Raw genomic sequence first — 25,184 nt, 5'->3', positions numbered from 1 at the left:
TCTCGTGGGGTGGCCGATGCGCGCCGTCAGGCGGCAATCGCCTCGCGGTCGTTGTCGCGGGCGGCCTGCTCCTTGGCGTACATCTCGCCCAGGGCGCGCTTGTACTCGGTCGGGAAGACCTTGACGAACTTGCGGCGCGCCGTGGTCCAGTCCGCCAGCAGCGCCTTGGCGCGCTCCGAACCGGTGTAGCGGAAATGCTGCTCGATCAGGTTGCGCAGGATCACTTCGTCCAGCTCGCGCTTGCCGCCCTGCTTGTGCCACTGTGCCTTGGGCTGGCCCTTCTCCTGGTCGGCCGAGGCGAGCACCGCCTCCAGCGCCACCATCGAGGTGTTGCAGCGCTTGTCGAACAGGCCATCCTCGTCATAGACGTAGGCCACGCCGCCGGACATGCCCGCCGCGAAGTTGCGGCCCGTGCCGCCCAGCACGACCACCGTGCCGCCGGTCATGTACTCGCAACCATGGTCGCCCGTGCCCTCGACCACCGCCACGGCGCCCGAGTTGCGCACCGCGAAGCGTTCGCCGGCCACGCCGTTGAAGAACGCCTCGCCGGCGATGGCGCCGTACAGCACCGTGTTGCCGACGATGATGTTGCGCGTCGGGTCGCCACGGAACTCGTGCGGCGTGCGCACGATCACGCGGCCGCCGGAGAGGCCCTTGCCCACGTAGTCGTTGCCGTCGCCCACCAGGTCCAGCGTGATGCCGTGCGCCAGGAACGCGCCGAACGACTGGCCGGCCGTGCCTTGCAGCTGGATGTGGATGGTGTCGTCAGGCAGGCCCTCGTGGCCGTACTGCTTGGCGATCACGCCGGACAGCATCGCGCCCACCGTGCGGTTCACGTTCTTCACCGGCTGGATGAACGACACGCGCTCACCCTTGTCGATGGCCTGGCGCGCCTTGGCGATCAGCACATGGTCCAGCGCCTTGCCGGCTTCCACCGACAGGCCGTGGTCCTGCACGTCCGTGTGGAAGCGCGGCACGTCGGCGGCGAACGCCGGCTGGTAGAAGATGCGGCCGAAGTCCAGGCCGCGCGCCTTCCAGTGCTCGATGCCGCTGCGCATGTCGAGCAGGTCGGCGCGGCCGATCAGCTCGTCGAAGGTGCGGATGCCCAGTTGGGCCATGATCTCGCGCGCTTCCTCGGCAACGAAGAAGAAGAAGTTCACCACGTGCTCGGGCTTGCCCTGGAACTTCTTGCGCAGCGCCGGATCCTGCGTGGCCACGCCCACCGGGCAGGTGTTCAGGTGGCACTTGCGCATCATGATGCAGCCCTCGGCCACCAGCGGTGCCGTGGCGAAGCCGAACTCGTCGGCGCCCAGCAGCGCGCCGATCACCACGTCGCGGCCGGTCTTCATCTGGCCATCTGCCTGCACGCGGATGCGGTTGCGCAGGCCGTTGAGCATCAGCGTCTGCTGCGTCTCGGCCAGGCCCAGCTCCCAAGGCGTGCCGGCGTGCTTGATCGACGACCACGGCGAGGCGCCGGTGCCGCCGTCATGGCCGGCGATCACCACGTGGTCGGCCTTGGCCTTCGCCACGCCGGCCGCCACGGTGCCCACGCCCACTTCGGACACCAGCTTGACCGAGATGTCCGACACCGGGTTCACGTTCTTCAGGTCGTGGATCAGCTGCGCCAGATCCTCGATCGAGTAGATGTCATGGTGCGGCGGCGGCGAGATCAGGCCCACGCCCGGCACCGAGTAACGCAGCTTGCCGATGTAGTCCGACACCTTGTGGCCAGGCAGCTGGCCACCCTCGCCGGGCTTGGCGCCCTGGGCCATCTTGATCTGGATCTGGTCGGCCGACGCCAGGTACTCGGCGGTCACGCCAAAGCGGCCCGACGCCACCTGCTTGATCTTGCTGCGCAGCGAATCGCCTTCCTGCAGCGGCAGGTCACGCTCGATCACGTGGTCGCCCAGCAGGCCCTTGAGGGTATCGCCCTGCTTGATGGGGATGCCGCGCAGTTCGTTGCGGTAGCGCTTCTCGTCCTCGCCGCCTTCGCCGGTGTTCGACTTGCCGCCGATGCGGTTCATCGCCACGGCCAGCGTGGTGTGGGCTTCGGTCGAGATCGAGCCGAGCGACATGGCGCCCGTGGCGAAACGCTTCACGATGTCCTTGGCAGACTCCACTTCCTCGAGCGGAATGGCGCGCGACGGATCCACCTTGAACTCGAACAGGCCGCGCAGCGTCATGTGGCGGCGGCTCTGGTCGTTGATGATGTTCGCGTATTCCTTGTACGTCTGGTAGGCACCCTTGCCGTCATCGGCGCGCACCGAGTGCTGGAGCTTGGCCACCGAATCCGGCGTCCACATATGCTCCTCGCCCCGCACGCGGTAGGCGTACTCGCCGCCGGCCTCGAGCATGGTCTCGAGCACGGGGTTGTTGCCGAACGCGTCGCGATGCAGGCGGATGGCTTCCTCGGCGACCTCGAAGATGCCGATGCCTTCCACGTTGGACGGCGTGCCGTGGAAATACTTCTGCACCAGTTCGCGCGACAGGCCGATGGCCTCGAAGATCTGCGCGCCGGTGTAGGACATGTACGTGGAGATGCCCATCTTGGACATCACCTTGAACAGGCCCTTGCCGATGGCCTTGACGAAGTTCTTGACCGCCTTCTCGGGCGACAGGTCGCCAGACAGGCCGGTGGCCATGTCGGCCAGCGTTTCCATCGCCAGGTACGGGTGGACTGCCTCGGCGCCGTAGCCAGCCAGCAGCGCGAAGTGGTGCACCTCACGCGCCGAGCCGGTTTCCACCACCAGGCCGGCGGACGTGCGCAGGCCCTTTTCCACCAGGTGATGGTGGATGGCGGACGTCGCCAGCAGTGCCGGAATCGCCACATGATCGGCATCGACGCGGCGGTCGGACACGATCAGGATGTTGTAGCCCGAGCGCACGGCATCCACGGCCTCGGCGCACAGCGACGCCAGGCGCGCCTCGATGCCTTCCTTGCCCCATGCCGTCGGATAGCAGATGTTCAGCTCATAAGCGCGGAACTTGCCACCGGTGTAGTGCTCGATGTTGCGGATCTTGGCGATGTCCTTGAAGTCCAGCACGGGCTGGGACACTTCGAGGCGCATCGGCGGGTTGATGTTGTTCAGTTCGAGCAGGTTCGGCTTCGGGCCGATGAACGACACCAGCGACATGACCATGTTCTCGCGGATCGGGTCGATCGGCGGGTTGGTCACCTGGGCGAACAGCTGCTTGAAGTAGTGGTACAGCGTCTTGTTCTTCGACGACAGCACGGCCAGCGGCGAGTCATTGCCCATCGAGCCGGTGGCTTCCTCGCCGGCCAGCGCCATCGGCGCCATCAGGAACTTGACGTCCTCCTGCGTGTAGCCGAAGGCCTGCTGGCGGTCCAGCAGCGGCGCCGCGGGCTTCTTCTCGGCGGCCACGTCCTCGGGCTTGGCCTCGAGCTCGTCCATCTTGATGCGCACGGCATCGATCCAGCTCTTGTACGGCTTGGCGTTGGCCAGGTTGTCCTTGAGCTCCTTGTCGTCGATGATGCGGCCCTGTTCCATGTCGATCAGGAACATCTTGCCGGGCTGCAGGCGCCACTTCTGCACCACGCGCGACTCGGGGAACGGCAGCACGCCGGCTTCCGAGGCCAGCACGACCACGTCGTCTTCGGTCACGTAGAAACGGGCCGGACGCAGGCCGTTACGGTCCAGCGTGGCGCCGATCTGGCGGCCATCGGTGAAGCAGATGGCGGCGGGGCCGTCCCACGGCTCCATCATGGCGGCGTGGTACTCGTAGAACGCCCGGCGGTTGTCGTCCATCAGCGTGTGCTGTTCCCAGGCTTCCGGGATCATCATCATCATCGCGTGGACGAGCGGGTAGCCGGCCATCGTCAGCAGTTCGAGGCAGTTGTCGAACGATGCCGTATCGGACTGGCCCGGATAGATCAGCGGCCACAGCTTGGGCAGGTCGTCGCCGAGCACCGGCGACGAAATGGCGCCCGTGCGCGCGTTGACCCAGTTGACGTTGCCCTTGACCGTGTTGATTTCGCCGTTGTGGGCGACCATGCGGTACGGGTGGGCCAGTTCCCAGGCCGGGAAGGTGTTGGTGGAGAAGCGCTGGTGCACCAGGGCCAGGGCCGAGACGGCGCGCGGGTCCTGCAGGTCGAGGTAGTACTCGCCCACCTGGTTGGCCAGCAGCAGGCCCTTGTACACCACGGTACGGGCCGACATCGACGGCACGAAGTATTCCTTGCCGTGCTTGAGCTTGAGCGCCTGGATGGCGTGGCTGGCGGTCTTGCGGATGACGTAGAGCTTACGTTCCAGCGCGTCCGTGGTCATGATGTCGCGGCCACGGCCAATGAAGATCTGGCGGATCACCGGCTCGGTGGTGCGCACCGTGGGGGACATCGGCATGTTGCAGTCCACCGGCACGTCACGCCAGCCCAGCACGACCTGGCCTTCCAGGCGCACCGTGCGCTCGAGCTCCTGCTCGCAGGCCAGGCGCGAGGCGTGTTCCTTCGGCAGGAAGATCATGCCCACGCCGTACTCGCCGTTCGGCGGCAGGGTCACGCCCTGCTTGGCCATTTCCTCGCGGTAGAACTGGTCCGGGATCTGGATCAGGATGCCGGCGCCGTCGCCCATCAGCTTGTCGGCGCCCACGGCGCCGCGATGGTCGAGGTTCTCGAGGATCTTCAGGCCCTGCGAGATGATCTCGTGCGACTTGCGGCCCTTGATGTGCGCAACCATGCCGACGCCGCAGGCGTCGTGCTCGTTGGCCGGGTCATAGAGGCCCTGCGCTTGCGGGCGGGCGGCGGTATCGATGGGATCGGCGGGGTGTTGCGAGTGGTCCACGGGCTGAATTCCGGTGAAGGCAGCGCGCGCGGCAAGGCAGACCGAACGGGGTGGCTGGATGCAGGCGCCTCTTTGACGGGCGGGTGGCAGGCAGCGGGGCCGCAGCGGCGTACACGAGCGTGACGCGCCGCACAATGACTGTGGGTGGAGCAACTATATGAGAATCGGGAATGTATCGCAAAAATTTTAAATGGGGTCAGAACACATTAAAAATCGCCCCGGTTCAGGGCGCATTTTTAATGGGGACACATTAGCTTTGCCGCACTTAGGCGTCAGGCTGGTGCATCGCCGGCCGTTGCCTCGTCGAGATCTTCCTCGCCGGCCCGGCGCGGCCGGCCCTTCGGCAACGGCTGCACGCGCCGTGTGGCGTGACGCTCCAGCTGCGTCAGGAAGGCCGCGTCGCCGAGCGGCCATCCGCTATGGGCATGCTGGCGCAGCGTGGCGAGCGTCTTTCCCGACAGTCCCTCGGCAGTCAATGCGCGATAGTTCGACTGGCGCTCAAAAGGCGTATTGCCAAGCTCCCAGTAGGCGGAGTGATCGCTCACAAGCGGGCTCGACTCGATGCCCGCGTGATGCCGATAGCTGCTCCAGCGGTCGGCCTCGGCCGTCATGACATCGCCAGCGCGCAGCGCATTACCTTCGACATAGAGCATCGCCGGCAGCAGCCAAGCATTGGGTTCGATCACGGCCGAGCGGAAGCGCCCCTCCCAGAGCGTACCCGTGCGATTGGCCACCCGGTTGAAGTGGCGCGCATAGCGGCGGCCGACCGCCTGCATCGCCAGGCTCAGGGAATCGGGCCCCTTGGGCGTGGCCACCAGATGGATATGGTTCGGGCGCAGCGCGTAGGCATGAACGGCCAGTTCATGCTCGCGCGCGGCCATGCGCAGGCAATCGAGGTAATGGAGGTAATCGTCCGGGCCCAGGAACACGGGCTGACGGTTGTTGCCGCGTTGCAACACGAGGGCCGGCAAACCGGCTGGGGAGAATCGGGGAAGGCGCGCCATACGGGGATTTGGGGAACCTGCATCAGCAATCCCCGCATGATAGCCTGATCCGTCCCCATTTAATTCGGGGACGTGGCGGGATCAGTCGCTCTCGCTGACGGCGAAGATGCGGCGGTGCTCGCGAATCGCGTAGCGGTCCGTCATGCCGGCGATGTAATGGGATATCAGGCGCGGCTGGTCGCCGCCATGGCTGGCCTGGTACTGCGGCGGCAGCAGGCGGGAATCCTGCATGAAGGCGCCAAACAGGTCCGAAATGATCCGCTGGGCCTTGGCGGACATCCGCATCACCAAGTAGTGCCTATATAGATGACGGAACAGGAAGCGCTTGAGCGCCGCCGCCTCCTCGTGGACCTTGGGGCTGAAGGCGACCAGCGCACCGGCGGCGCGCACGGCATCGATATTCTTGGGGTTGGCCGCGGCGATATTGCGCCCGGTTGTCTCGATCAGGTCCACGATCAGCGTGTTGATCATGCGGCGAACCGTCTCATTGATGGCGCGCCGGCCATTGATGCCCGGGAACGCGGCCGTGACCTCGGCCCGGTGGCGGCCCCACATCGGCACTTCGTCCAGTTGCTCCAGCGTCAGGAGCCCCGAGCGCAGGCCATCGTCGATATCGTGGTTGTTGTAGGCGATTTCGTCGGCCAGGTTGGCCAGCTGGGCCTCCAGCGACGGCTGCGCGCCCTCGAGGAAGCGCCGCCCCAGCTCCCCGAGCGCTGCCGCGTTGACCCGCGAGCAATGCTTGAGAATGCCCTCACGGGTCTCGAACGTCAGGTTCAGCCCATTGAAGCCGCCGTAGCGCTCCTCCAGCTCGTCCACCACCAGCAGGCTCTGCAGGTTGTGCTCGAAGCCGCCGTGGTTCTTCATGCAGAGGTTCAGCGCATCCTGCCCGGCATGGCCGAACGGGGTGTGGCCAAGGTCGTGGGCCAGCGAGATCGCCTCGACCAGATCCTCGTTGACGCGCAGGTTGCGCGCGATGGACCGCGCTATCTGCGCCACCTCCAGGCTGTGCGTGAGCCGGGTGCGGAACAGGTCGCCCTCATGGTTCACGAACACCTGGGTCTTGTACTCCAGGCGCCGGAACGCGGTGCTGTGGATCACGCGGTCGCGGTCACGCTGGAATTCGCTGCGCGACGACGACGCCGATTCGGCATGCACCCGCCCCCGCGACTGCGTCGAGTGGGCGGCGTACGGGGCGAGGTGGGATTCGAGGTCGGTCATGCGGCAATCCGGTGGCGGGGCTTGGGGTTGCAAGGCATGGCCGATCGCTTGGGTTCAGGCGACCGGTGCCTCGGTTGGGGGTTTCAACGTGGCATGGCGCAGCGTCTCGCGCAGGTCCGCGTCGGGCACGGTGGTGATGAAGGCTTCGCCAAGCTTCTTCAGCAGGATGAACTTGATGCTGCCCGCCTCGGCCTTCTTGTCCACTTTCATCAGTTCGATATAGCGGTCGATGCCGAGTTCCGGCGCCACCACGGGCAGCATGGCCGCCCGGGTCAGTTCGCGGATGCGCGCGCGCGTCTCGGTGTCGATGAAGCCCAGCCGGTGCGACAGGTCGGCAGCCATGACCATGCCGCAGCCCACCGCCTCGCCGTGCAGCCACTCGCCGTAGCCCATGCCCGCCTCGATGGCATGCCCGAAGGTGTGGCCGAAGTTCAGGATCGCCCGCAGGCCGCCCTCGCGCTCGTCCTGGGCCACCACGGCGGCCTTGATCTCGCAGGAGCGGCGCACGGCCTCGGCCATCAGGCTGGTATCGCAGGCATTCAGGCCGGCGATATGGCTCTCGATCCAGTCGAAGTAGGCCGTATCGGCAATCGCGCCATGCTTGATGACCTCGGCCAGGCCGGCCGCCAGCTCGCGGGCCGGAAGGGTGCGCAGGGTGTCGATGTCGGCGATCACCGCGTTGGGCTGGTGAAACGCGCCAATCATGTTCTTGCCGAGCGGGTGGTTGATGCCGGTCTTGCCGCCCACCGAGGAGTCCACCTGCGCCAGCAGCGTGGTCGGCACCTGCACGAACGGCACGCCGCGCATGTAGCAGGCAGCGGCAAACCCGGTCATGTCGCCCACCACGCCGCCGCCCAGTGCGATCAGCGTGGTCTTGCGGTCGGCGCCGGCGCCCAGCAGCGCATCGAAGATCAGGTTCAGGGTTTCCCAGTGCTTGAAACGCTCGCCGTCCGGCAGCGTGACCACGCGCACGGTCTTGCCGAGCGCGGCCAGCGTGGCTTCCACCCGGGCGGCGTACAGCGGACCGACCGTCTCGTTGGTGACGATGACGGCGTGCTGGCCACGCACGTGCGGGGCCAGCAGTTCGGCGCGGTCGAGCAGGCCGCTACCAATATGGATCGGGTAGCTGCGCGTCCCGAGGTCGACTTCAAGCGTAATCATGAATGGGTGTCCTGCGCCGGCTGGTCCGGCGCCGCGGGCGGGGCCGCATCGGCGTCCGGGGTGGCTTCCGCGGGCGGAAACACAAAGCCGGCCATCTCAAGTTGCATCAGAACCATATTAGCAAGCTGTGCCACGGACGGCTTGCCGGTTTCGATGATGAAATCCGCCACTTCGCGGTACAGCGGGTCGCGCTCGGCGTACAGCGCCTCGAGCCGGCCCTTGGGGTCCTGGGTCTGGAGCAGCGGCCGGTTACGGTCGTGGCGGGTGCGCAGCCAGAGGTCGTGCGGGCTCGCGCGCAGGTAGACCACGGTGCCATTGGCACTCAGCACCTCGCGGTTCTCCGGGCGCAGCACAGCGCCGCCGCCCGTGGCCAGCACAATGCCCTGGCGCGAAGCCAGCTCGGCAATCATATGCGCCTCGCGGTCGCGGAAGCCTGCTTCGCCCTCGTGTTCGAAAATGATCGGAATCCGCACGCCGCAACGCGCCTCGAGCTCATGGTCGGAGTCGAAGAACGGGTAGTTGAGACGCCGGGCCACGGTGCGGCCGACGGTAGTCTTGCCGGCGCCCATGAGGCCAACGAAAAAGAGATTCGGGCGAGTGGCTTGCGCGGTCACTGGGGTATCGAGGTCAAGCAGGCGTGGTGCCTGGCGGCTTCGCATTATCGCCCCGGCCGGGACTTTCGCAAAACAGGTGATGACAATACATCACGCGGCATCGCGCGCTTCCGGCCATGGCTGCCTGACGACACCGCCAATGAAAAAAGGCCGCGTCGGCAAGCGACGCGGCCTCTCAGTCTACTGCATCCGGGCCCGGTACTGCACCCGGTGCGGTTATTTCAGCGACACATTGTCGTTCAGGATACGCGGCGTCAGGAACACCAGCAGCTCGGTGCGGTTGTTGACCTTGGCGTTGTTCTTGAACAGGTAGCCGAGCACCGGGATATCGCCCAGGAACGGCACCTTGTTGTAGTTGTTGCTCTCTTCCTGGCTGTAGATACCGCCGATCACCACGGTGCCGCCGTTCTCCACCAGCACCTGCGTCTGCACGTGCTTGGTGTCGATGGCGAAGCCGTTGGTGGTCTGGATACCCACGCTGTCCTTGTTCACGTCCACATCCAGCAGCACGTTGCCTTCCGGCGTGATCTGCGGCGTGACCTCGAGCTTCAGGTTGGCCTTGCGGAACTGCACCGAGGTGGCACCGCTCGACGTGGCGGACTGGTACGGCAGCTCCGTGCCCTGCTCGATCAGCGCCTTGATGTTGTTGGCGGTGACCACGCGCGGGCTGGAGATGATCTTGCCCTTGCCGTCGGCTTCCAGCGCCGACAGTTCGAGCGCCAGGAAACGGCCCGCACCGGCGTTGAAGATGCTGAACGCCACCGATGCCGGGTTCGTGCCGTTGATCGCGGCGGCCGGCAGGCTCAAGGCCGGGCCGTTATCCCACGTGGCGTCCTGGGTGACCGGGCTGACCACGTTGGTGTACGAGTTGCCGTAGCCCGCACCCGACCGCTGCGAGGCAAAGCCCAGCTTCACGCCGAGGTTGCGGCTGAAAGTGTCGCTGGCCTCGACGATACGTGCCTCAATGATCACCTGACGCACCGGGATGTCGATCTTCGTCAGGAAGTTCTGCACTTCCTCGAGCTTGCTCGCCACGTCCGACACGAACAGCTGGTTGGTACGCGGGTCAGCCGTCAGCGAGCCTCGCTTGGACAGCATGCGCGTCGCGCCCATCGTCCCTGCCGCACCACCCGAGGCCACGCCACCCGAGCTGGCGCCCGCACCGCCGGTGCTCTGGCCCAGCAGCATGCGGCGCACATCGTCCGCCCGCTGGTAGTTGAGCTGGTAGACCTGGCTGCGGATCGGCTCAAGCTCGGTGATCTGCTGCGCCGCCTCGAGTTCGAGCTTTTCCTTGGTGGCCAGTTCCGCCTTGGGCGCCACCCACAGCACGTTGCCGTTGCGGCGCGAGGCCAGCCCCTTCGAATCCATCACGATCTGGAGCGCCTGGTCCCACGGCACGTCCTTGAGACGCAGCGTCAGGTTGCCCTGCACCGTGTCGCTCGTGATGATGTTCAGGTTCGTGAAGTCGGCGAACACCTGGAGCAGCGAGCGGATGTCGATGTTCTGGAAGTTCAGCGACAGGCGCTCGCCCCGGTAACCCTGGCCGGCGATCAGCTTGTTCGGGTCGTCCTTGACCGGACGCACTTCCACCACGAACTGGTTGTCGGTCTGGTACGAGCTGTACTCCCAGTTACCGCGCGGCTCGATGGTCAGGCGGGCGTTGCCGTTGGTGTCGCTGGCGCGCATGCCCTGCACCGGCGTGCCGAAGTCCGTCACGTCGAAGCGGCGGCGCAGATCCTGCGGCAGCGAGGTGCCCATGAAATCCACCACCAGGTTCTGGCCCTGCTGCTGGATATTGATGCCCGAGTCGCGCGAGGACAGGTCCACGACCACCCGGCCCGCACCGTCGGTGCCGCGCCGGAAGTCGATATTGCGTAGCGCCGCGCGGTTGGCCGCCTGGGCCGGCGCCGGGCTGGCCGCGAACGTCGGTGCCGCCGTCGTGCCGGTCTGCGTCACGTTGTCCAGCAACACCACGAACTGGTTGCCGCGCACTTCCGTGCGATACGTGGCCGAACGGCTCAGGTTCAGCACCACGCGGGTGCGGTCCCCGATCTGCATCACATTGGCGCTCTTGAGCACCTTGCCGGCGTACTCGTACTGCGCACGGCCGGCAGGGAAGCCCGTATCGAAGAAGTCGATCGCGATCTTCGCCGGATTCTGCGTGGTGAAGTCCGCAGGCTTCTGCGCGAGCGGCCCTTGCAGGTCGACCGTGAACACGGTCTGCTCGCCAACGACGTTGGCTTCCACCTGCTTGAGCTGGTTAGTCTGAGCGTGTGCGGCCGGAGAGGCCAGCACCAATGCCATCGCTGCCGCGCCCGCAAGCGCCCGGTACCATCGTGCCGTGATCATGCGGATGCCTCCAGCTTCAGGCTGGTCATTTTCTCTTTCCAATCTGAGACCCCTTCCCGAACCAATTCGCGCAACACGATCTCTTGATCGTTGATGCGGACCACCCGGCCATAACTCTGGCCGAGATACTGACCCACTTTGACGTGGTGGATCTTGTTATCTACGCGTACGACACCGTAGGTCTCGCCGTGTTTTTTCAGCATGCCGAGCATCTTGAAGTTTTCCAGCGGGAATTCCTCAAGCGGCTCGCGTCGCCGTCCGGCCTCCGGCGACTCAGACATCGTCTTGTTCAGTTCACCGATCTTGGTCTGCGCGAACGGCTCCGGCGACGTGCGCCCGCCGTACTCGCGCGGCACGTACGGCTTGACCTCGGGCAGCGGCTCCGGCGGCGGCGCCTTGGCGGCGCGCGTCTGGCTCATCCATTGCTGCAGCCCTTCGTCCTCGCTGGCGCCACAGGCGGTCAGCGTGGTGGCGGCGAGCACCGCGACGGCGGCGGCGACCAGCCGGCGCGGCGTGCGGGATGTGCGTGACATCATGGCAATGCGATGCGGGGGGCGATGTGTCAGCCGGCTCACTTGGCACCTCCCTTGGCCTTCTTGGCAGCGGCGTCCGCGGCGGCGCGGCGCTGGGCGGCCTGCTCGTCCGGGTCCAGGGCGCGGTAGGCCATGGCCTGCGCTTCCATCGACAACGTGCCGTCCTTGGCCACCGCCATGTTCAGGTTGCGCATCGAAACGATCCGGGAGAGCGCCGCCACGTCCGCGTTGAACAGCGCGACGTCGTGATAGCGGCCGGTGACCTTCAGGTTCACCGGAATTTCGGCGAAATACGGCTTGATGGAGGCGGGCTGCGGCTTGAACAGCTCGAACTGGAGACCGCGCGCCACGCCGGCGTGATTCACGTCGGCCAGCAGCGCATCCATCTCGGTGCTGTTCGGCAACTGGCGCTCGGCCAGCGCCACGCGCTTTTCCACTTCCACCTTCTGGGCGCGCAGCGCGTCCAGGTTGGCCACCTGCGCCACCTTGGTCTTGAACGACTGCTTCAGCGTCTCGTGCTCCGCGTGCTTGCGGTCGAGTTCGGTGTTCTTGTCGCTCCAGTAGAACTGCCAGCCGAGCACCAGCACGATGACGGCGGCCAGCGTCGAGAACAGCAGGCGCGGCGCGGCCGGCCAGGTCTCGGGCTCGTTCAGGTTCAGGCCGCGGAACTGCGCGGTGATGTCCTGCAAGGAAATATCCGAATTGAGTGCCATGATCAGACCTTCCCCGCTGCAGGTTTGGCCGCGGCATCGGACGCGGCGCCCTTCTTCTTGTCGCCGGGCACTTCCGGCGCGCGATAGGAGAACCGCATCGAGAAATCAAACAGCCGGCGCTGCTCGCGCAGGTTGTTGGTCATCGTCACGGCCTTCGATTCCACCAGTTCGGCGCGGTCGAGCCACGTCACCTGGTCGATATTGCGCAGCAGTTCGGACACGCGCTCGTTGGACTGCGCCACGCCTGCCATGACAAAGCTGTCGCCGGTCTGCTTCAGGCTGGTCAGGTAGACGCCTTCCGGCACCTGGCGCACCAGCTCCTCGAGCAGCTGCACGGGCAGGTTGCGCTCCGCCTGCAGGCTTTCGATGGCGCGCTGGCGGTCCAGCAGGGCCTCGATATCCTTCTTGAGCGTGTTGACCTCGCGAATCTGGCCGTCCATCTGCGCATTGGCCTGCTGCAGCACGGCATTGCGCGCCGTCACGGCCTCGATCTGCGAGTCGATATAGAACCCGCCGATCAGCACGATGACCGCGCCGGCGGCTGCCGCGCCGCCCAGGAGCGAATAGACCTTCTTGCGCCGCGCGGCCTTGCGGGCCTCGTGATACGGCAGCAGGTTGACCGACGGGATGGTGTTCGTCGTCGTGGACATGCTTCTCCCCCCGTGGGTTATTGCAGCCCGCGCAATGCCAGTCCCGCACTGACGATGTAGGCCGGCAAGTCGCGCTGGAGATAGCGCTCGTTGACGTTGCCTGCGGTCATCATGTTGGCGAAAGGATTGGCCAGCGTGGTAGTGATCTGCGTCTGCTGCTGGATGGCGGCCTGCACCCCCAGCAGCGAGGCATGTCCGCCCGAGAGCAGGATCTCGTCGACCCGGCCCAGGCTGGAACTGGCTACGAAGTTGCCGATGGCGCCCTGCACTTCCATCGCCAGGGCTTCCAGCGACGGCTTGAGCAATTGCGCGCGCCACGCCTCAGGCAGCGTGTTCTTGCGCTTCTTGATCTCGGCCTTGAGGGCATCCAGCGTGAACATGCGCGCGGCGCTCTGCGTGAGCTGGTCGCCGTAGCTGTTCAGGGGCTGTTCGTAGAGTTCCTTCCAGCCCTGGTAGAAGATCGCCTTGGAGCGACTGCCACCGAGGTGGATGACGGCGACCACGGGGAGATCCTTGGCGTCGGTCTCGGTCAGGGAGGACGGCACGCCGAGCATCTGCACGACCGAGCGCTGCACGGCGTACTCCTCGACATCCATCACCTGCGGCTTCAGGCCAGCCATTTCGGCCGCCGTTACCCGCTCCTGCACGCGATCGCTGTTGGCGGCCGTCACGCGCACGCCAATCCCGCCTTCGGTCTCGTTGGGGCCAATCACCGCGAAGTCGAAATTCACCGCCTGGGAAGGCGGATAGAGGCGGTGCGCCTCCGATTCGACCTGCGAATAGAGTTCGTCCTCGGACAGGTTGTCCGGAAGACTGACAGTCTGAGATTCCGTCAGCATGGACGGCACGCCAAGGACAACGTCCTTGGTACGAATACCGGCCTTGCCAAGGGCTCGCTTCAGCGCGATGCCCACGGCCTCGATGTTGACGACGTTGCCATCGGCAACGGCGTTGCGGTCCAGCAGTTCGCTGGCGCATTTTTCCAGCCTGAAGTCGTGTTTGCCCGCCCCAACGGACAGCTCCACGACCTTGACGCTGGACGACCCGATATCCACGCCGACCGTAGTCCGGCGCAGAAGACCCGACAAGATGCCCCGTCGCAAGGTGACCCCCTGACATTTGAACTCGCCCACGGCATGACTGCTCTAATGGGGCGAGCCAGTTAGTTTCTTGGATGAAACGTTTGCTCTTTTATGTTCGTGGATTCTCACAAAAAGCAGAGGCGCGCGCAATGTGCCGATCTGACCACGCTTTCTTTTTCAGACGGGCCGCGCGAAAGCGTTGCCAAAATCCCACGGTCCACCTCAGGCCCGTTACATAGCGTCGCGCCACAGCATCGTTGGCGCCAGATCGGCCTCCCGGCTGCCCCCTCCTCCGTAACACCCGCCAACCCGCCCTGCGCCGAAGACCTGCGCGCCGTGACAACCTGATCTCAACAGGATTACATCTTGTAACAGCGCGATAGCGCCTTTTGCGGCACGGCGCACCGGGGGCGCCCCATCCCCGACGATATAATCCGGGCACTCTGATTAGGTAAACCCTTATGGCCACAGCACAACAGAAGCCGTCCCTTCCCGTCCGCCGTCCGCTCTGGGCGCGGATCATGTTCGGGCTGATCGGACTGCTTGTCGCCGGGCTCGTCGCCGTGGCGCTGCTGGTGGGCTATGCGCTGGTGGTGGCCGCGCCCAACCTGCCGTCGCTGGACACCATCACCGACTACCGCCCGAAGATCCCGCTGCGGATCTACACGGCGGACAACGTGCTGATCGGCGAGTTCGGCGAGGAGCGCCGCAACTTCGTGCCGATCACCGAGATCCCGGACGTCATGAAGAAGGCCGTGCTCGCGATCGAGGACGACCGCTTCTACGAGCACGGCGGCGTGGACTTCGTGGGCGTGCTGCGCGCCGGGCTGGCCAACCTGCGCGGCGGGCTGTCGCAGGGCGCCTCCACCATCACCATGCAGGTGGCGCGCAACTTCTTCCTCTCGAGCGAGAAGACCTACACGCGCAAGATCTACGAGATGCTGCTGGCGTACAAGATCGAGGCGAACCTGACCAAGGACCAGATCCTCGAGCTGTACATGAACCAGATCTACCTGGGGCAGCGCGCGTACGGCTTCGCCAGCGCCGCGCGGGTCTACTTCGGCAAGTCGATCAAGGACGTGACGCCGGCGGAGGCCGCCATGCTGGCCGGCCTGCCGAAGGCGCCGTCGGCCTACAACCCCGTGGTGAACCCGCGCCGCGCCAAGGTGCGCCAGGAGTACATCCTCCAGCGCATGCGCGACCTCGGCTACATCACGCCGGAGCAGTACGAGCAGGCCGTGCGCGAGGAGCTGAAGGTGCGTGGCGAGGGCAACGAGTTCTCCACCCATGCCGAATATGTCGCGGAAATCGTGCGCCAGCTCATGTACGCACAGTATCGCGAGGAAACCTATACGCGCGGCCTCAACGTCTACACAACGCTGAACAAGGCCGACCAGGATGCCGCCTACGACGCCGTGCGCGGCGGCATCATGACCTACGAGCGCAAGCACGGCTATCGCGGCCCGGAGGCATTTATCGACCTGCCGTCGAATCCGTCCGAACGCGAACAGGCCATCGACGACGCCCTGGTAGAGCACCCGGGCAGTGACGACCTGCGCTCGGCCGTGGTCACCAGCGTGACGCCGAAACAGGTGCGCGCCACGCTGCTCTCTGGCGAGGTGGCGACGATCGAAGGCACCGCGCTGCGGTTTATCGCGCCGTCGCTGTCGGCCAATGCCCAGCCGAAGGTCAAGATCCGCCCCGGCGCGATCATCCGCGTTACGCAGGATGCCAAGGACAATACGTGGTCCGTCACGCAGCTGCCCGAGGTGGCGGCCGCCTTCGTCTCGTTGAATCCTGAAGATGGGGAGATCCGGGCGATGGTCGGCGGCTTCGATTTCAACCGCAACAAGTTCAACCACGTGACGCAGGCTTGGCGCCAGCCGGGCTCGAGCTTCAAGCCGTTCATCTACACGGCCGCGCTGGAGAAGGGCTTCTCGCCCGCTACGGTGATCAACGACGCCCCACTGACGATCGGCCCTGACACCGGCGGCCAGGTCTGGGAGCCGAAGAACTATGACGGCAAGTTCGAGGGCCCGATGACGATGCGCCGCGCGCTGGCCAAGTCGAAGAACCTCGTATCCGTACGAATTCTGCGCGCCATCGGCACGCAGTACGCGCAGGACTACATCACGCGGTTCGGCTTCGAGGCCGACAAACACCCAGCCTACCTGCCGATGGCGCTGGGCTCCGGCGCGGTGACGCCGCTCCAGATGGCCGGCGCCTACTCGGTGTTCGCCAACGGCGGCTATCGCGTCAACCCGTACCTGATCCAGCGCGTGGTGGATTCGCGCGGCAACGTGATCTCCGAGACCCGTCCGCAGAAGGCTGGCCAGGACGCCGTGCGCGTGCTGGACGCCCGCACCGCGTTCATCGCCGACAGCATGCTGCGCGAGGTGGTGCGCAGCGGCACGGCCAACCCGGCCAAGCAGCGCCTGGGCCGCAACGACATGGCCGGCAAGACCGGTACCACGAACGATGCCGTGGATGCCTGGTTCGCCGGCTACACACCGAAACTCGTGGCGATTGCGTGGATGGGCTACGACCAGCCCAAGAGCCTGGGCGTGCGCGAGACCGGTGGCGGCCTGGCGCTGCCGATCTGGGTCAGCTATATGAGCAAAGCGCTCAAGGGCGTGCCCGAGAGCCCCGAGCGGCAGGCGCCGGAGGGCGTGGTGATGGTGGCCGGCGACTGGACGCTCGAGGAGAACGCCGCGGGTGCCGGCGTGGCCTCGGTGGGGCTGGGCGATCCGTGGCCCGGCAAACCCGACGAGAGCGCGCGCCCAGTGCAGGATACCGAAGCCGAGAAGCGCAAGATCCTGGAAATGTTCGGCGGCGCCTGAATCCCAGAACGGCATCCGGACGATTATTTTCGCCCCAACAAAAAACCGGCCCTCGTGGCCGGTTTTTTGTTGGCCGGGACCGGTGCGGTCTCAGCCGAGCGTCAGCGTGGCGCCCGCCTGCTGGCTCATATAGGTGGAGAGCGCCGCATAAAGTTCAGCGCCGCTGCGCGTGTCCATCCACTTGGCGCCGTCGTGGCGGAAGTGGAAACCGCCGGCCTTGGCCGCCACCCACAGTTCCTGCATCGGCGCCTGGCTGTTGACGATGATCTTCGAGCCATCCTCGAATTCCAGCTCCATGACATTGCCGGTGCGGTTGATCTCGACATCGGCATCGGCCGCATCGGCGGCGGCTTCGATATCGGCTTCAAGCCGGTCAAGGGCCTTGCCGGCCAGTACCAGGAACTCGCTTTCGGTGAGGGGGGGCATGCTACACTCCAAGGCCGCCGGCAGCGCGCCCGGACAGACGTCCCGGAGCGCGATCCGGCTGGCGGAAAAATGGAAAATTGTCGGGATTTGCCGCGGATTCCTGCGGATTCCGGGCCGTTTCACCAGCCATCCAGAAAGTCACCCCAAGCCATCCAAGGCATTCAGACAATGAAGGACTCCCCGAAGCTGCGTCGTGGTGCGATTGTATCGGCGTTTGCCGCCACACTCGTGATGACCCTGGCCGGATGCGGCGTTCGCGGCCCGTTGACCATGCCCCGGGTACCGCCCGCCCCGACCCCGCCCACCGTGCCCGATCCGGGTCTGGGCCAGGCAGGCGCCGTGGCGCCGGCACGGCCGATGGGCGAACCCGCCACCAGCGCGCCGGTTCCCGCCGAACCGGCCACGACCACGAATTCGACGAAGTAACCCGGGCGCCTCGCCCCTCCGCACGCTGAACATGACTGATTTCTTTACCCGCCGCGACGGCGCCCTGGCTGTCGAACAAGTGCCGCTGGCCCGTATCGCGGCCGAGTTCGGCACGCCGACCTACGTCTACTCGCGCGCCGCACTGACCACGGCCTACCAGGCCTACGCCGCCGCCTGCAAGGGCCGCAACGCGCATGTGCAATTCGCCGTGAAGGCCAATTCGAACCTTGCCGTGCTGCAGGTCTTTGCCCAGCTGGGCGCCGGTTTCGACATCGTGTCCGGCGGCGAACTGCTGCGCGTGCTGGCCGCCGGCGGCGACCCGCGCAAGGTGGTGTTCTCGGGCGTGGCCAAGAGCGAGGCCGACATGGCGCTGGCGCTGGCGCACGACGTACGCGGCTTCAACGTCGAATCGATCCCCGAACTGGACCGGCTGAACGCCGTGGCCGACCGGCTGGGCAAGCGCGCGCGCGTGTCGCTGCGGATCAATCCGGACGTGGATGCCAAGACGCATCCCTATATCTCAACGGGTCTCAAGGGCAACAAGTTCGGCGTGGCGTTCGAGGACGTACTGCCGACCTACCGCGCCGCGGCTGCACTGCCGCACCTCGAAGTGGTCGGCATCGACTGCCATATCGGCTCGCAGATCACGGAAGTGGCGCCCTATCTGGAAGCGCTCGACAAGGTGCTCGACGTGGTGGAAGCGCTCGAGCGCGAAGGCATCCGCCTGGACCATATCGACGTGGGCGGTGGCCTGGGCATTACCTATGCCGACGAAACCCCGCCGGACATCACCGGCTTCGCCACCACGCTGCTGGACCGCGTGGCCGCCCGTGGCCACGGCCACCGCGAGGTGCTGTTCGAGCCCGGCCGCTCGCTGGTGGGTAACGCCGGCGCGCTGCTGACGCAGGTGGAATTCCTGAAGCCCGGCGCGGCCAAGAACTTCTGCATCGTCGATGCGGCGATGAACGACCTGGCCCGCCCGGCGATGTACGAGGCCTACCACCGGATCGAACCCGTGGCGCCGCGCGCCGACGCGCCCGTGACCTATGACGTGGTAGGCCCGGTGTGCGAATCGGGCGACTGGCTCGGCCGCGACCGCGCGCTGGCCGTGCAGCCGGGGGACCTGCTGGCGGTGATGTCTGCCGGCGCCTATGGCTTTGTGATGAGTTCCAACTACAACACCCGGGGCCGCGCCGCCGAGGTGATGGTCGACGGCGACGCCGTGCACCTGGTGCGCGAGCGCGAACTGCCGGCCGACCTGTTCAAGGGCGAGCACCTGCTCAAGGGCTGATCCGGCGGCGCCCCTCTCCCCACGGCGGGGGGGGGCGCAGTACTCGCTACGCGGCGCGCTTGCGCGCCCACCACCACATCCGCAGGCCCAGCAGCACGAACACCACGGCGGCGTAGATCGATACTTCGCTGAAGTCGTTCTTGCCCGCCTTGTGCCACCAGAAATGCAGGATGCCGAGCACGGCGATCGCATAGACCGCCTTGTGCAGCGCCTGCCACCGCTTGCCGCCGAGCCGCTTGACCATGCCGTTGGTCGATGTGGCCGCCAGCGGCACCAACAGCACGAACGCGGCAAACCCCACCGTGATAAATGGACGTTCTGCAATGTCCTTGATCATGTACGCGACGTCGAACCCACGATCCACGCCCAGCCACAGCAGGAAGTGCTGCACGGCGTAGAAGAACGCGAACAGCCCGAGCATGCGCCGCAGTTTGATCAGCCAGTTCCACCCCGTGAAGCGGCGCAGCGGCGTGATGGCCAGCGTGGCGCAGAGCATGACCAGCGTCCAGGTTCCGGTGGATCGCGTGACGAATTCGAGCGGATTGGCGCCGAACTGCGCCGTGGCGCCGAGGTAGAGCAACCGGGCGAACGGTAGCAGCGCCAGGATCCACGCCAACACCTTGATGGCGCGCACGCCCGAAGGCGACAGCGTCGCCAGCCCGCCGGCGCGTGGCGCGGGCGGCGCGCGTGACACCGTGGCTTGATTCGCGATCATGTCCGGCTCCGCCATCAGAAGTTCTTCTTCAGATCCATGCCCTGATACAGCGACGCCACCTGCGCCCCGTAGCCGTTGAACGGCAGCGTCTTGCGCTTGGGTGCGAACAGCGCGGAGAACCCGCCGCCGCCCTTCTCTTCGCCGATGCGCCGCTCGGTGGCCTGGCTCCAGCGCGGGTGATCGACGTCCGGGTTCACATTCGAATAGAAGCCATACTCGTTCGGTGCGGCCAGGTTCCAGCTGGTGGGCGGCTGCTTGTCCAGGAAGCGGATCTTGACGATGGACTTGGCGCTCTTGAAGCCGTACTTCCACGGCAGCACCATGCGCACCGGCGCGCCGTTCTGGTTCGGCAGCACCTCGCCGTACAGGCCGAAGGTGAGCAGCGCCAGCGGGTGCATCGCCTCGTCCATGCGCAGCCCTTCGCTATACGGCCAGTCGAGCACGGAGCTACTGATACCGGGCATCTGCTTCTTGTCAGCCAGCGTAATGAACTGGACGAACTTCGCCCCGGGAAGCGGCTCCACGCGACGGATCAGTTCGGCGAGCGGATAGCCGATCCACGGAATCACCATCGACCACCCCTCCACGCAGCGCAGCCGGTAGACGCGCTCCTCCTGCGGGGCGAGCTTCACGAGTTCGTCGATGTCGTAGACCTTCGGCTGCTTGACCAGCCCTTCCACCGACACCTGCCACGGCCGGGGCCGCAGCGTGCCGGCATTGCGGGCTGGATCGGACTTGTCCGTGCCGAACTCGTAGAAATTGTTGTACGTCGTCACGTCCTCGTAAGGCGTGCGCTTCTCGGTGATCACGTAGCTGTTGTTCGGCGTGGCCGCCAGGCGCTGGCCCTTGCCCGGGCCGGCCTGTGCGAACGCCTCCCGCGCGAACCACGGTGTCAGCGCGCTGCCTGCGGCGCCGGCGGCGGCCAGCGCGAGCAGGCGACGACGCGATTCGAAAATATGGCGCGGGGTAATCTCGGACGTGGCGATATCGTCACCACGAAGCCATTTGGGGGAAGGGATCAACATGATGGGAGCGTTCCTGATGGCCGCATGTTCTGTTGGACATGGGGCTTGGTCGGATGGTGCGGGGAAACCTGACAACTATTTCCCCACCGTTTGCCGCCCGACATCTCCCCGGACGTGGCCCGGGGAGCCATGCGTGGACGGTCAGGGCTTGGCCACGTGCCAAACGTTGTTGAGGTTGTCGCCGGTACGGTCGCCAGCCTTGGCGTCCTTGGCGAAGCGGTACAGCGGCATGCCCTTGTAGGCCCACTGGCGGGTGCCGTCGTCACGCGTGATGATGGTGTAATTGCCCGAGCCGCTGGTGCCCGGTTCCGCAAGCAGCGGCGGCCAGTTGGTCGCACACGTGGCATTACAGACACTCTTGCCGCCGTTCGCCGGGTCGCGGTCGAACGTGTACAGCGTCAGGCCCTGCGGATCGGTCAGCGCGCCGTTCGTCACCTTGACGGTCGGAGGCATGCTGCCGCCGCCCATGCCCATGCTGGAACACGCGCCCAGCAGCACGACGGACGCGGAAGCCACGGCCAGCAGGGCGGGACGCAGCAGCGATGCAGCGGTGTGACGATGAGTGGTCATCATTGGGTCTCCTTTTCTCCAGGCGGCGCCGCCAGTCGACGCCGTACTTCCTCAGTAAACACCTGATGTGATCCGTTTATTCCCGAAAAGTTAAAAAAATGTGGTGCAGACGCCAATAAGAGACGAATACGTCATGTTTGTGGGCGAGCCGCAAAGAAAAAGGCCCGCTACGGAGAGCGGGCCTTTGTCGATCCAACCGGGAATGTCGGGTCAGAGTTCGCCGTAGCTGTGCAGACCCGAGAGGAACATGTTGACGCCCAGGAACGCGAAGGTCGTCACCAGCAGTCCGACCAGCGCCCACCACGACGCCACCGTGCCGCGCAGGCCCTTCATCAGGCGCATATGCAGCCACGCCGCGTAGTTGAGCCAGACGATCAGCGCCCAGGTCTCCTTCGGATCCCAGCTCCAGTACCCACCCCAGGCCTCGGCGGCCCAGAGCGCGCCCAGAATCGTGGCGATGGTGAAGAACGCGAAGCCGACCGCGATGGCCTTGTACATGACATCGTCGAGCAGCTCCAGCGAAGGCAGCCGCTCAGACAGGATCCCGCGCTCCTTGAGCAGGTACGCCACCGATACCATCGCAGCCAGCGCGAACGTGCCGTAGCCGATGAAGTTGGCCGGCACGTGGATCTTCATCCACCAGCTTTGCAGCGCCGGCACCAGCGGCTGAATCTCCTGCGCATTGCGGCTGACCGTGTACCAGAGCAGGAAGCCCACCGCCGCCGACACCACCAGCATCACGAACGGCCCCATCGCGCGCGTGGCGTAGTGGCTTTCGTAATAGAGGTAGAACAGCGAGGTGATCAATGTGAACAGGACGAAGACTTCGTACAGGTTCGAGATGGGAATATGGCCGATGTCCGCGCCGAGCAGGTAGGACTCGTACCAGCGCACCAGCAAGCCAGTGAAGCCGAGTACCACGGCTGCCCACAGCAGCTTGCTGCCGAGGCTCGACCCGGTATCGGACCGCGCCGTGAAGCCAATCCAGTAGAACAGCGTGGACAGGAAGACCAGCGCGCTCATCCACAGGATGGCCGACTGGCTCGACAGGAAGTACTTGAGGAAGAAGGCCTGCTCGGCGCGGGCAAGGTTGCCCTGATAGAGCTGGATCGCGAACAGCGCCAGCACGGCCATGCCGACCATCAGCGGCCGCACCGGCTTCCAGTGCCAGCCAAGCAGCGCGAAGGTGGGCACGGCGGCCACCAGCACGGCCTTGTCGTACACATTCATCCAGGCGCCGTAGCGGGTGAGCGCAAACCCCGCGCCCACCACCAGCAACAGTGCGAAGGCCCAGTCGAGCCAGCCCAGCCGGCGCAGGAACGAGGGTTCGAGGTAGGCCTCGGACGCGTCCATCGCCATCGTGGCGTTGGCGACATTGGCGGCGTTAGTGCTGGCGCGCGACGGGCTCAGGCCCGGGTTGGCGTGGTTGACATTGGACGACATGACATTCCTGCTCTATTTCCTGCGCTTTTGGGAGTTATGCATATGTACTATATCGATCGCACCTGCATATCACCGGGCATTGATGCCGTGAATCCCAGTGATCGATGCGCATCAATGTACCGACGGATCGGCTGACGGGTGCGTCTCCGGCGATGGCCCGGCGCCGGCTGCGCGCCCGATGTCGTCGCGCAATGCCGTGAACTCCTTCTCGAAATCCATCGTCCGGCGCTGCGTCGACATGGCCATCAGCACATGACTGGCGGCCTGCTGCGCCGCACTGTCCGGCCCCTGCGCGGCACTGTCCTTGATCCAGATCCACACGCGCCGCTCGCGGATGTAGAACATCGCAAAAACGCCAAGAACCAGTAGCAAACAGCCAAGATACACGATGTTTTTGCCCGGCGCACGCGTCATCTGGAACACGCTGGCCTTGATTTGCTGGAAGTCGTCAAGCTGCAAGAAAACCGGCGCGCCGTAGAAGAAACTGTCCGACAGCGTGTTGATGGCCTGCTGCAGGAAGGCGCCGCTTTTCGCATCGTTGGCGATCGCCGGCAGGTCGTCGCGTTCGCGTGACAGTTGCCACAATTCCCACATCGAGCCATTGAGAATCCTCAGCAGCACATCGGCCGCCTTCTGTTGCTCGGCGGGCGGCACGGACTTTTCGAGGAACGCGGCGATGGCGGTAAAGCCGCCAGGCGGCGCATCGGGCGCGCTGCGCGTGGCGCCGGCGAACAGGTCCATTGCGCGCTGGGCGCTCTCGGCGAGTTGCTTGCGCAGCGTGTCCTTGTCGGCGCCGGGCATCGAGATGGCCGCAAAGCGGCGCGCGGCCTCGCCACGCATCGCGCTGTCCTGCAGCGCGGCACGCAGGCGCATCCAGTCGGCCACGCTGTTCTGGTCGTCGGCCGGAATGCGCAGGTAGCGGAACGCCTCGCTCGGCGACTCCCGCATGCCCGCCAGGAACACCGACTGGCCCTCCAGCTGCACCGGCACCATATAGTTGTTGTATTCGCGCGCCTGGCCGGTACGGTCACGGAGCTTGTATTGCACCGACGGGCCGACGTTGCGCAGCGTCTTGTCCTTGTCCGTGCTTGCCGCCGCGCCCAGATGCTGCTCGAGCGTCTGGTTCAGCGACTTGCGCGCCACGCCACGGGCATCGGGCTTGCCCGAGGCATCGGTGACGTTCTCGATGTTCATCAGTCGGAAATCGCTGAATTCGACGGTCAGATCATCCTGGTCCGCCCCGGTACCGGTGCCGGCCAGCTTGGCATTGCCGCCAACCGTGCCGGCCAGCGCGAAGGTGCCGTGCGCGGCGCCCGACATTGGATAGCCCACGAACTTGAGCTTGGAGCCGCCATCCTCGAAGCTCGACTGGTAGATTGCCACGCCATCGACGATCAGCGGCTCATTGACCTTGATCGTCGCCTCGGTCTGCTTGCCCGTGGCGCGGTCCGTCACCACCACGTCCGAGGCGAACAGCTTAGGCATGCCCGTGGTGTAGTAATCCACCGAGAATTTCTTGAGCGTGATCGTGAACGGCAGGTCCTGGACCAGCGCGCCGTCGGCAATGTTCAGGATGGCTGTGGACACCGTGGCGCCCTCGGGCACGAAGGCATTGCCCCGGAACCCGGGATTGCTCGCCGACAGCCGGTGCTTGGCCGGAATCTCGCTGATGATGGCGTTGCCGTCGATCGGGCTCTTGCCGCCGAACCACATCTGGGCGCGAATCAGCATGTCGCCATCGAGCAGGCCGCCAATGCAGATCACCACGATGGCCGTGTGCGCCAGGATGTAGCCGAGCTTGTTCGCCGCCCCGGCCTTGGCCGCCAGGAGCGTGGCGCCCTCGTGCGCCACCGGCTTCACGCGGTAGCCACGGTTGCGCAGCAGTGCGGTCAGCCGGTCCACCGCCTCGTCACGGCTGCGCGGGGCCTCGTACTCGGCACGATGGTGGAACGCGCGCAGGCTGCGTTCGCGCACATGATCCTTCCACGAGCGCATGTCGGCAATCATCCGCGGGCCGTTGCGGGTGATGCACAGGGACGTGGATATCACGAGGAAAGCCAGGATCAGCAGGAACCACCAGGAACTGTAGACCTTCTGGAGCGACAGCGCGTGGAACAGGTCCGCCCAGAACGGCCCGAACTGGTTGACGTAGTTCGGATACGGCTCGTTCTGCTTGAGCACCGTGCCGATGATGCTGGCGATGGCGATCACCGTTAGCAGCGTGATGGCGAAGCGCATCGAGGACAGCAATTCCACGCCGTCGCGCAGCACGCGGTGAGGGGTCTTCAGGTGCAGCCCTGAAGTGGATGGGGTGGACATGGGCGG

The 25,184-nt window shown here is 65.7% G+C and carries 19 protein-coding genes; 3 read left to right on the top strand and 16 right to left on the bottom strand.

Annotated elements, in window-relative coordinates:
- Positions 1 to 26 precede the first annotated feature (26 nt).
- The 10 genes from SB751_RS23605 to pilM all read right to left on the bottom strand — a co-directional run bounded on the left by SB751_RS23605 (position 27) and on the right by pilM (position 14,129).
- Positions 27 to 4,694 carry a glutamate synthase-related protein gene (locus SB751_RS23605; protein ID WP_244844576.1) on the bottom strand — a complete coding sequence of 1,556 codons (4,668 nt, stop codon included), beginning with the start codon at positions 4,692 to 4,694 and terminating at the stop codon, positions 27 to 29.
- Between the two features lie 377 nt (positions 4,695 to 5,071).
- Positions 5,072 to 5,803 (bottom strand): transposase, encoded by a 732-nt coding sequence (locus tag SB751_RS23600; RefSeq protein WP_144200373.1) that lies wholly within the window; start codon positions 5,801 to 5,803, stop codon positions 5,072 to 5,074.
- Positions 5,804 to 5,884: 81 nt separating this feature from the next.
- Entirely contained in the window at positions 5,885 to 7,021 is a 1,137-nt protein-coding gene (locus SB751_RS23595) for a deoxyguanosinetriphosphate triphosphohydrolase (RefSeq protein WP_144200372.1), read from the bottom strand.
- Positions 7,022 to 7,075: 54 nt separating this feature from the next.
- Positions 7,076 to 8,182 (bottom strand): 3-dehydroquinate synthase, encoded by a 1,107-nt coding sequence (gene aroB, locus SB751_RS23590; protein ID WP_144200370.1) that lies wholly within the window; start codon positions 8,180 to 8,182, stop codon positions 7,076 to 7,078.
- Positions 8,179 to 8,751: a shikimate kinase gene (locus tag SB751_RS23585; RefSeq protein WP_144200555.1), complete on the bottom strand. Its 573-nt coding sequence runs from the start codon at positions 8,749 to 8,751 to the stop codon at positions 8,179 to 8,181. The genes aroB and SB751_RS23585 overlap by 4 nt, the downstream gene beginning before the upstream one ends.
- Positions 8,752 to 9,012: 261 nt before the next feature.
- Positions 9,013 to 11,145, bottom strand: coding sequence for a type IV pilus secretin PilQ (pilQ, locus tag SB751_RS23580; protein ID WP_211942902.1), 2,133 nt, complete (start codon positions 11,143 to 11,145; stop codon positions 9,013 to 9,015).
- Positions 11,142 to 11,678, bottom strand: a complete 537-nt coding sequence (locus SB751_RS23575; RefSeq protein WP_144200553.1) for a pilus assembly protein PilP — start codon at positions 11,676 to 11,678, stop codon at positions 11,142 to 11,144. The genes pilQ and SB751_RS23575 overlap by 4 nt, the downstream gene beginning before the upstream one ends.
- 38 nt (positions 11,679 to 11,716) lie before the next feature.
- A complete protein-coding gene (locus tag SB751_RS23570) occupies positions 11,717 to 12,391 on the bottom strand; it encodes a type 4a pilus biogenesis protein PilO (protein ID WP_144200366.1) in 675 nt (224 codons plus the stop codon).
- A 2-nt stretch (positions 12,392 to 12,393) separates the two neighbouring features.
- Positions 12,394 to 13,041, bottom strand: coding sequence for a PilN domain-containing protein (locus SB751_RS23565; protein ID WP_144200364.1), 648 nt, complete (start codon positions 13,039 to 13,041; stop codon positions 12,394 to 12,396).
- A gap of 17 nt (positions 13,042 to 13,058) precedes the next feature.
- Entirely contained in the window at positions 13,059 to 14,129 is a 1,071-nt protein-coding gene (pilM, locus tag SB751_RS23560) for a type IV pilus assembly protein PilM (protein WP_177219987.1), read from the bottom strand.
- A 455-nt stretch (positions 14,130 to 14,584) separates the two neighbouring features.
- Here pilM and SB751_RS23555 point away from each other — a divergent pair, with 455 nt between their 5' ends.
- A complete protein-coding gene (locus SB751_RS23555) occupies positions 14,585 to 16,963 on the top strand; it encodes a penicillin-binding protein 1A (protein ID WP_410748630.1) in 2,379 nt (792 codons plus the stop codon).
- 90 nt (positions 16,964 to 17,053) lie between these two features.
- On the opposite strand, the gene cyaY is transcribed toward SB751_RS23555, so the two are convergent.
- Positions 17,054 to 17,389, bottom strand: coding sequence for an iron donor protein CyaY (cyaY, locus tag SB751_RS23550; protein WP_144200360.1), 336 nt, complete (start codon positions 17,387 to 17,389; stop codon positions 17,054 to 17,056).
- Positions 17,390 to 17,557: 168 nt separating this feature from the next.
- Between cyaY and lptM the strand changes: the two genes are divergently transcribed.
- Together lptM and lysA are read left to right on the top strand one after the other, a co-directional pair.
- Positions 17,558 to 17,815: an LPS translocon maturation chaperone LptM gene (lptM, locus tag SB751_RS23545; protein WP_144200358.1), complete on the top strand. Its 258-nt coding sequence runs from the start codon at positions 17,558 to 17,560 to the stop codon at positions 17,813 to 17,815.
- Between the two features lie 31 nt (positions 17,816 to 17,846).
- Positions 17,847 to 19,106: a diaminopimelate decarboxylase gene (gene lysA, locus SB751_RS23540; RefSeq protein WP_410748629.1), complete on the top strand. Its 1,260-nt coding sequence runs from the start codon at positions 17,847 to 17,849 to the stop codon at positions 19,104 to 19,106.
- 46 nt (positions 19,107 to 19,152) lie between these two features.
- Here the strand turns inward: lysA and msrQ are convergent, their stop codons facing one another.
- From msrQ to SB751_RS23515, 5 genes are all read right to left on the bottom strand, one after another.
- Entirely contained in the window at positions 19,153 to 19,821 is a 669-nt protein-coding gene (gene msrQ, locus SB751_RS23535; RefSeq protein ID WP_244844575.1) for a protein-methionine-sulfoxide reductase heme-binding subunit MsrQ, read from the bottom strand.
- 14 nt (positions 19,822 to 19,835) lie between these two features.
- Entirely contained in the window at positions 19,836 to 20,846 is a 1,011-nt protein-coding gene (msrP, locus tag SB751_RS23530) for a protein-methionine-sulfoxide reductase catalytic subunit MsrP (protein ID WP_144200352.1), read from the bottom strand.
- A gap of 141 nt (positions 20,847 to 20,987) precedes the next feature.
- Positions 20,988 to 21,416 (bottom strand): hypothetical protein, encoded by a 429-nt coding sequence (locus SB751_RS23525; RefSeq protein WP_144200551.1) that lies wholly within the window; start codon positions 21,414 to 21,416, stop codon positions 20,988 to 20,990.
- Positions 21,417 to 21,626: 210 nt separating this feature from the next.
- A complete protein-coding gene (ccsB, locus tag SB751_RS23520) occupies positions 21,627 to 22,859 on the bottom strand; it encodes a c-type cytochrome biogenesis protein CcsB (RefSeq protein WP_144200350.1) in 1,233 nt (410 codons plus the stop codon).
- Between the two features lie 111 nt (positions 22,860 to 22,970).
- A complete protein-coding gene (locus tag SB751_RS23515; RefSeq protein WP_144200348.1) occupies positions 22,971 to 25,178 on the bottom strand; it encodes a cytochrome c biogenesis protein ResB in 2,208 nt (735 codons plus the stop codon).
- Between the last annotated feature and the right edge of the window lie 6 nt (positions 25,179 to 25,184).

The sequence above is a fragment of the Cupriavidus sp. SIMBA_020 genome (genome assembly GCF_046535395.1).
Classification (GTDB): Bacteria; Pseudomonadota; Gammaproteobacteria; order Burkholderiales; family Burkholderiaceae; genus Cupriavidus; species Cupriavidus campinensis.
Note: the sequence above shows the minus strand (reverse complement) of the source record. Positions and strands in the feature narration are given on the sequence as shown.

Excerpts from the sequence above, each read along its gene's own strand:
- SB751_RS23605 (WP_244844576.1), bottom strand. The coding sequence starts at position 4,694 with ATGGTTGCGCACATCAAGGGCCGCAAGTCGCACGAGATCATCTCGCAG.
- msrP (WP_144200352.1), bottom strand. The coding sequence starts at position 20,846 with ATGTTGATCCCTTCCCCCAAATGGCTTCGTGGTGACGATATCGCCACG.
- cyaY (WP_144200360.1), bottom strand. The coding sequence starts at position 17,389 with ATGCCCCCCCTCACCGAAAGCGAGTTCCTGGTACTGGCCGGCAAGGCC.
- aroB (WP_144200370.1), bottom strand. The coding sequence starts at position 8,182 with ATGATTACGCTTGAAGTCGACCTCGGGACGCGCAGCTACCCGATCCAT.
- SB751_RS23555 (WP_410748630.1), top strand. The coding sequence starts at position 14,585 with ATGGCCACAGCACAACAGAAGCCGTCCCTTCCCGTCCGCCGTCCGCTC.
- lysA (WP_410748629.1), top strand. The coding sequence starts at position 17,847 with ATGACTGATTTCTTTACCCGCCGCGACGGCGCCCTGGCTGTCGAACAA.
- ccsB (WP_144200350.1), bottom strand. The coding sequence starts at position 22,859 with ATGTCGTCCAATGTCAACCACGCCAACCCGGGCCTGAGCCCGTCGCGC.
- SB751_RS23595 (WP_144200372.1), bottom strand. The coding sequence starts at position 7,021 with ATGACCGACCTCGAATCCCACCTCGCCCCGTACGCCGCCCACTCGACG.
- SB751_RS23585 (WP_144200555.1), bottom strand. The coding sequence starts at position 8,751 with ATGGGCGCCGGCAAGACTACCGTCGGCCGCACCGTGGCCCGGCGTCTC.
- SB751_RS23565 (WP_144200364.1), bottom strand. The coding sequence starts at position 13,041 with ATGTCCACGACGACGAACACCATCCCGTCGGTCAACCTGCTGCCGTAT.
- lptM (WP_144200358.1), top strand. The coding sequence starts at position 17,558 with ATGAAGGACTCCCCGAAGCTGCGTCGTGGTGCGATTGTATCGGCGTTT.
- SB751_RS23515 (WP_144200348.1), bottom strand. The coding sequence starts at position 25,178 with ATGTCCACCCCATCCACTTCAGGGCTGCACCTGAAGACCCCTCACCGC.
- msrQ (WP_244844575.1), bottom strand. The coding sequence starts at position 19,821 with ATGATCGCGAATCAAGCCACGGTGTCACGCGCGCCGCCCGCGCCACGC.
- pilQ (WP_211942902.1), bottom strand. The coding sequence starts at position 11,145 with ATGATCACGGCACGATGGTACCGGGCGCTTGCGGGCGCGGCAGCGATG.
- SB751_RS23525 (WP_144200551.1), bottom strand. The coding sequence starts at position 21,416 with ATGACCACTCATCGTCACACCGCTGCATCGCTGCTGCGTCCCGCCCTG.
- SB751_RS23570 (WP_144200366.1), bottom strand. The coding sequence starts at position 12,391 with ATGGCACTCAATTCGGATATTTCCTTGCAGGACATCACCGCGCAGTTC.
- SB751_RS23575 (WP_144200553.1), bottom strand. The coding sequence starts at position 11,678 with ATGTCACGCACATCCCGCACGCCGCGCCGGCTGGTCGCCGCCGCCGTC.
- SB751_RS23600 (WP_144200373.1), bottom strand. The coding sequence starts at position 5,803 with ATGGCGCGCCTTCCCCGATTCTCCCCAGCCGGTTTGCCGGCCCTCGTG.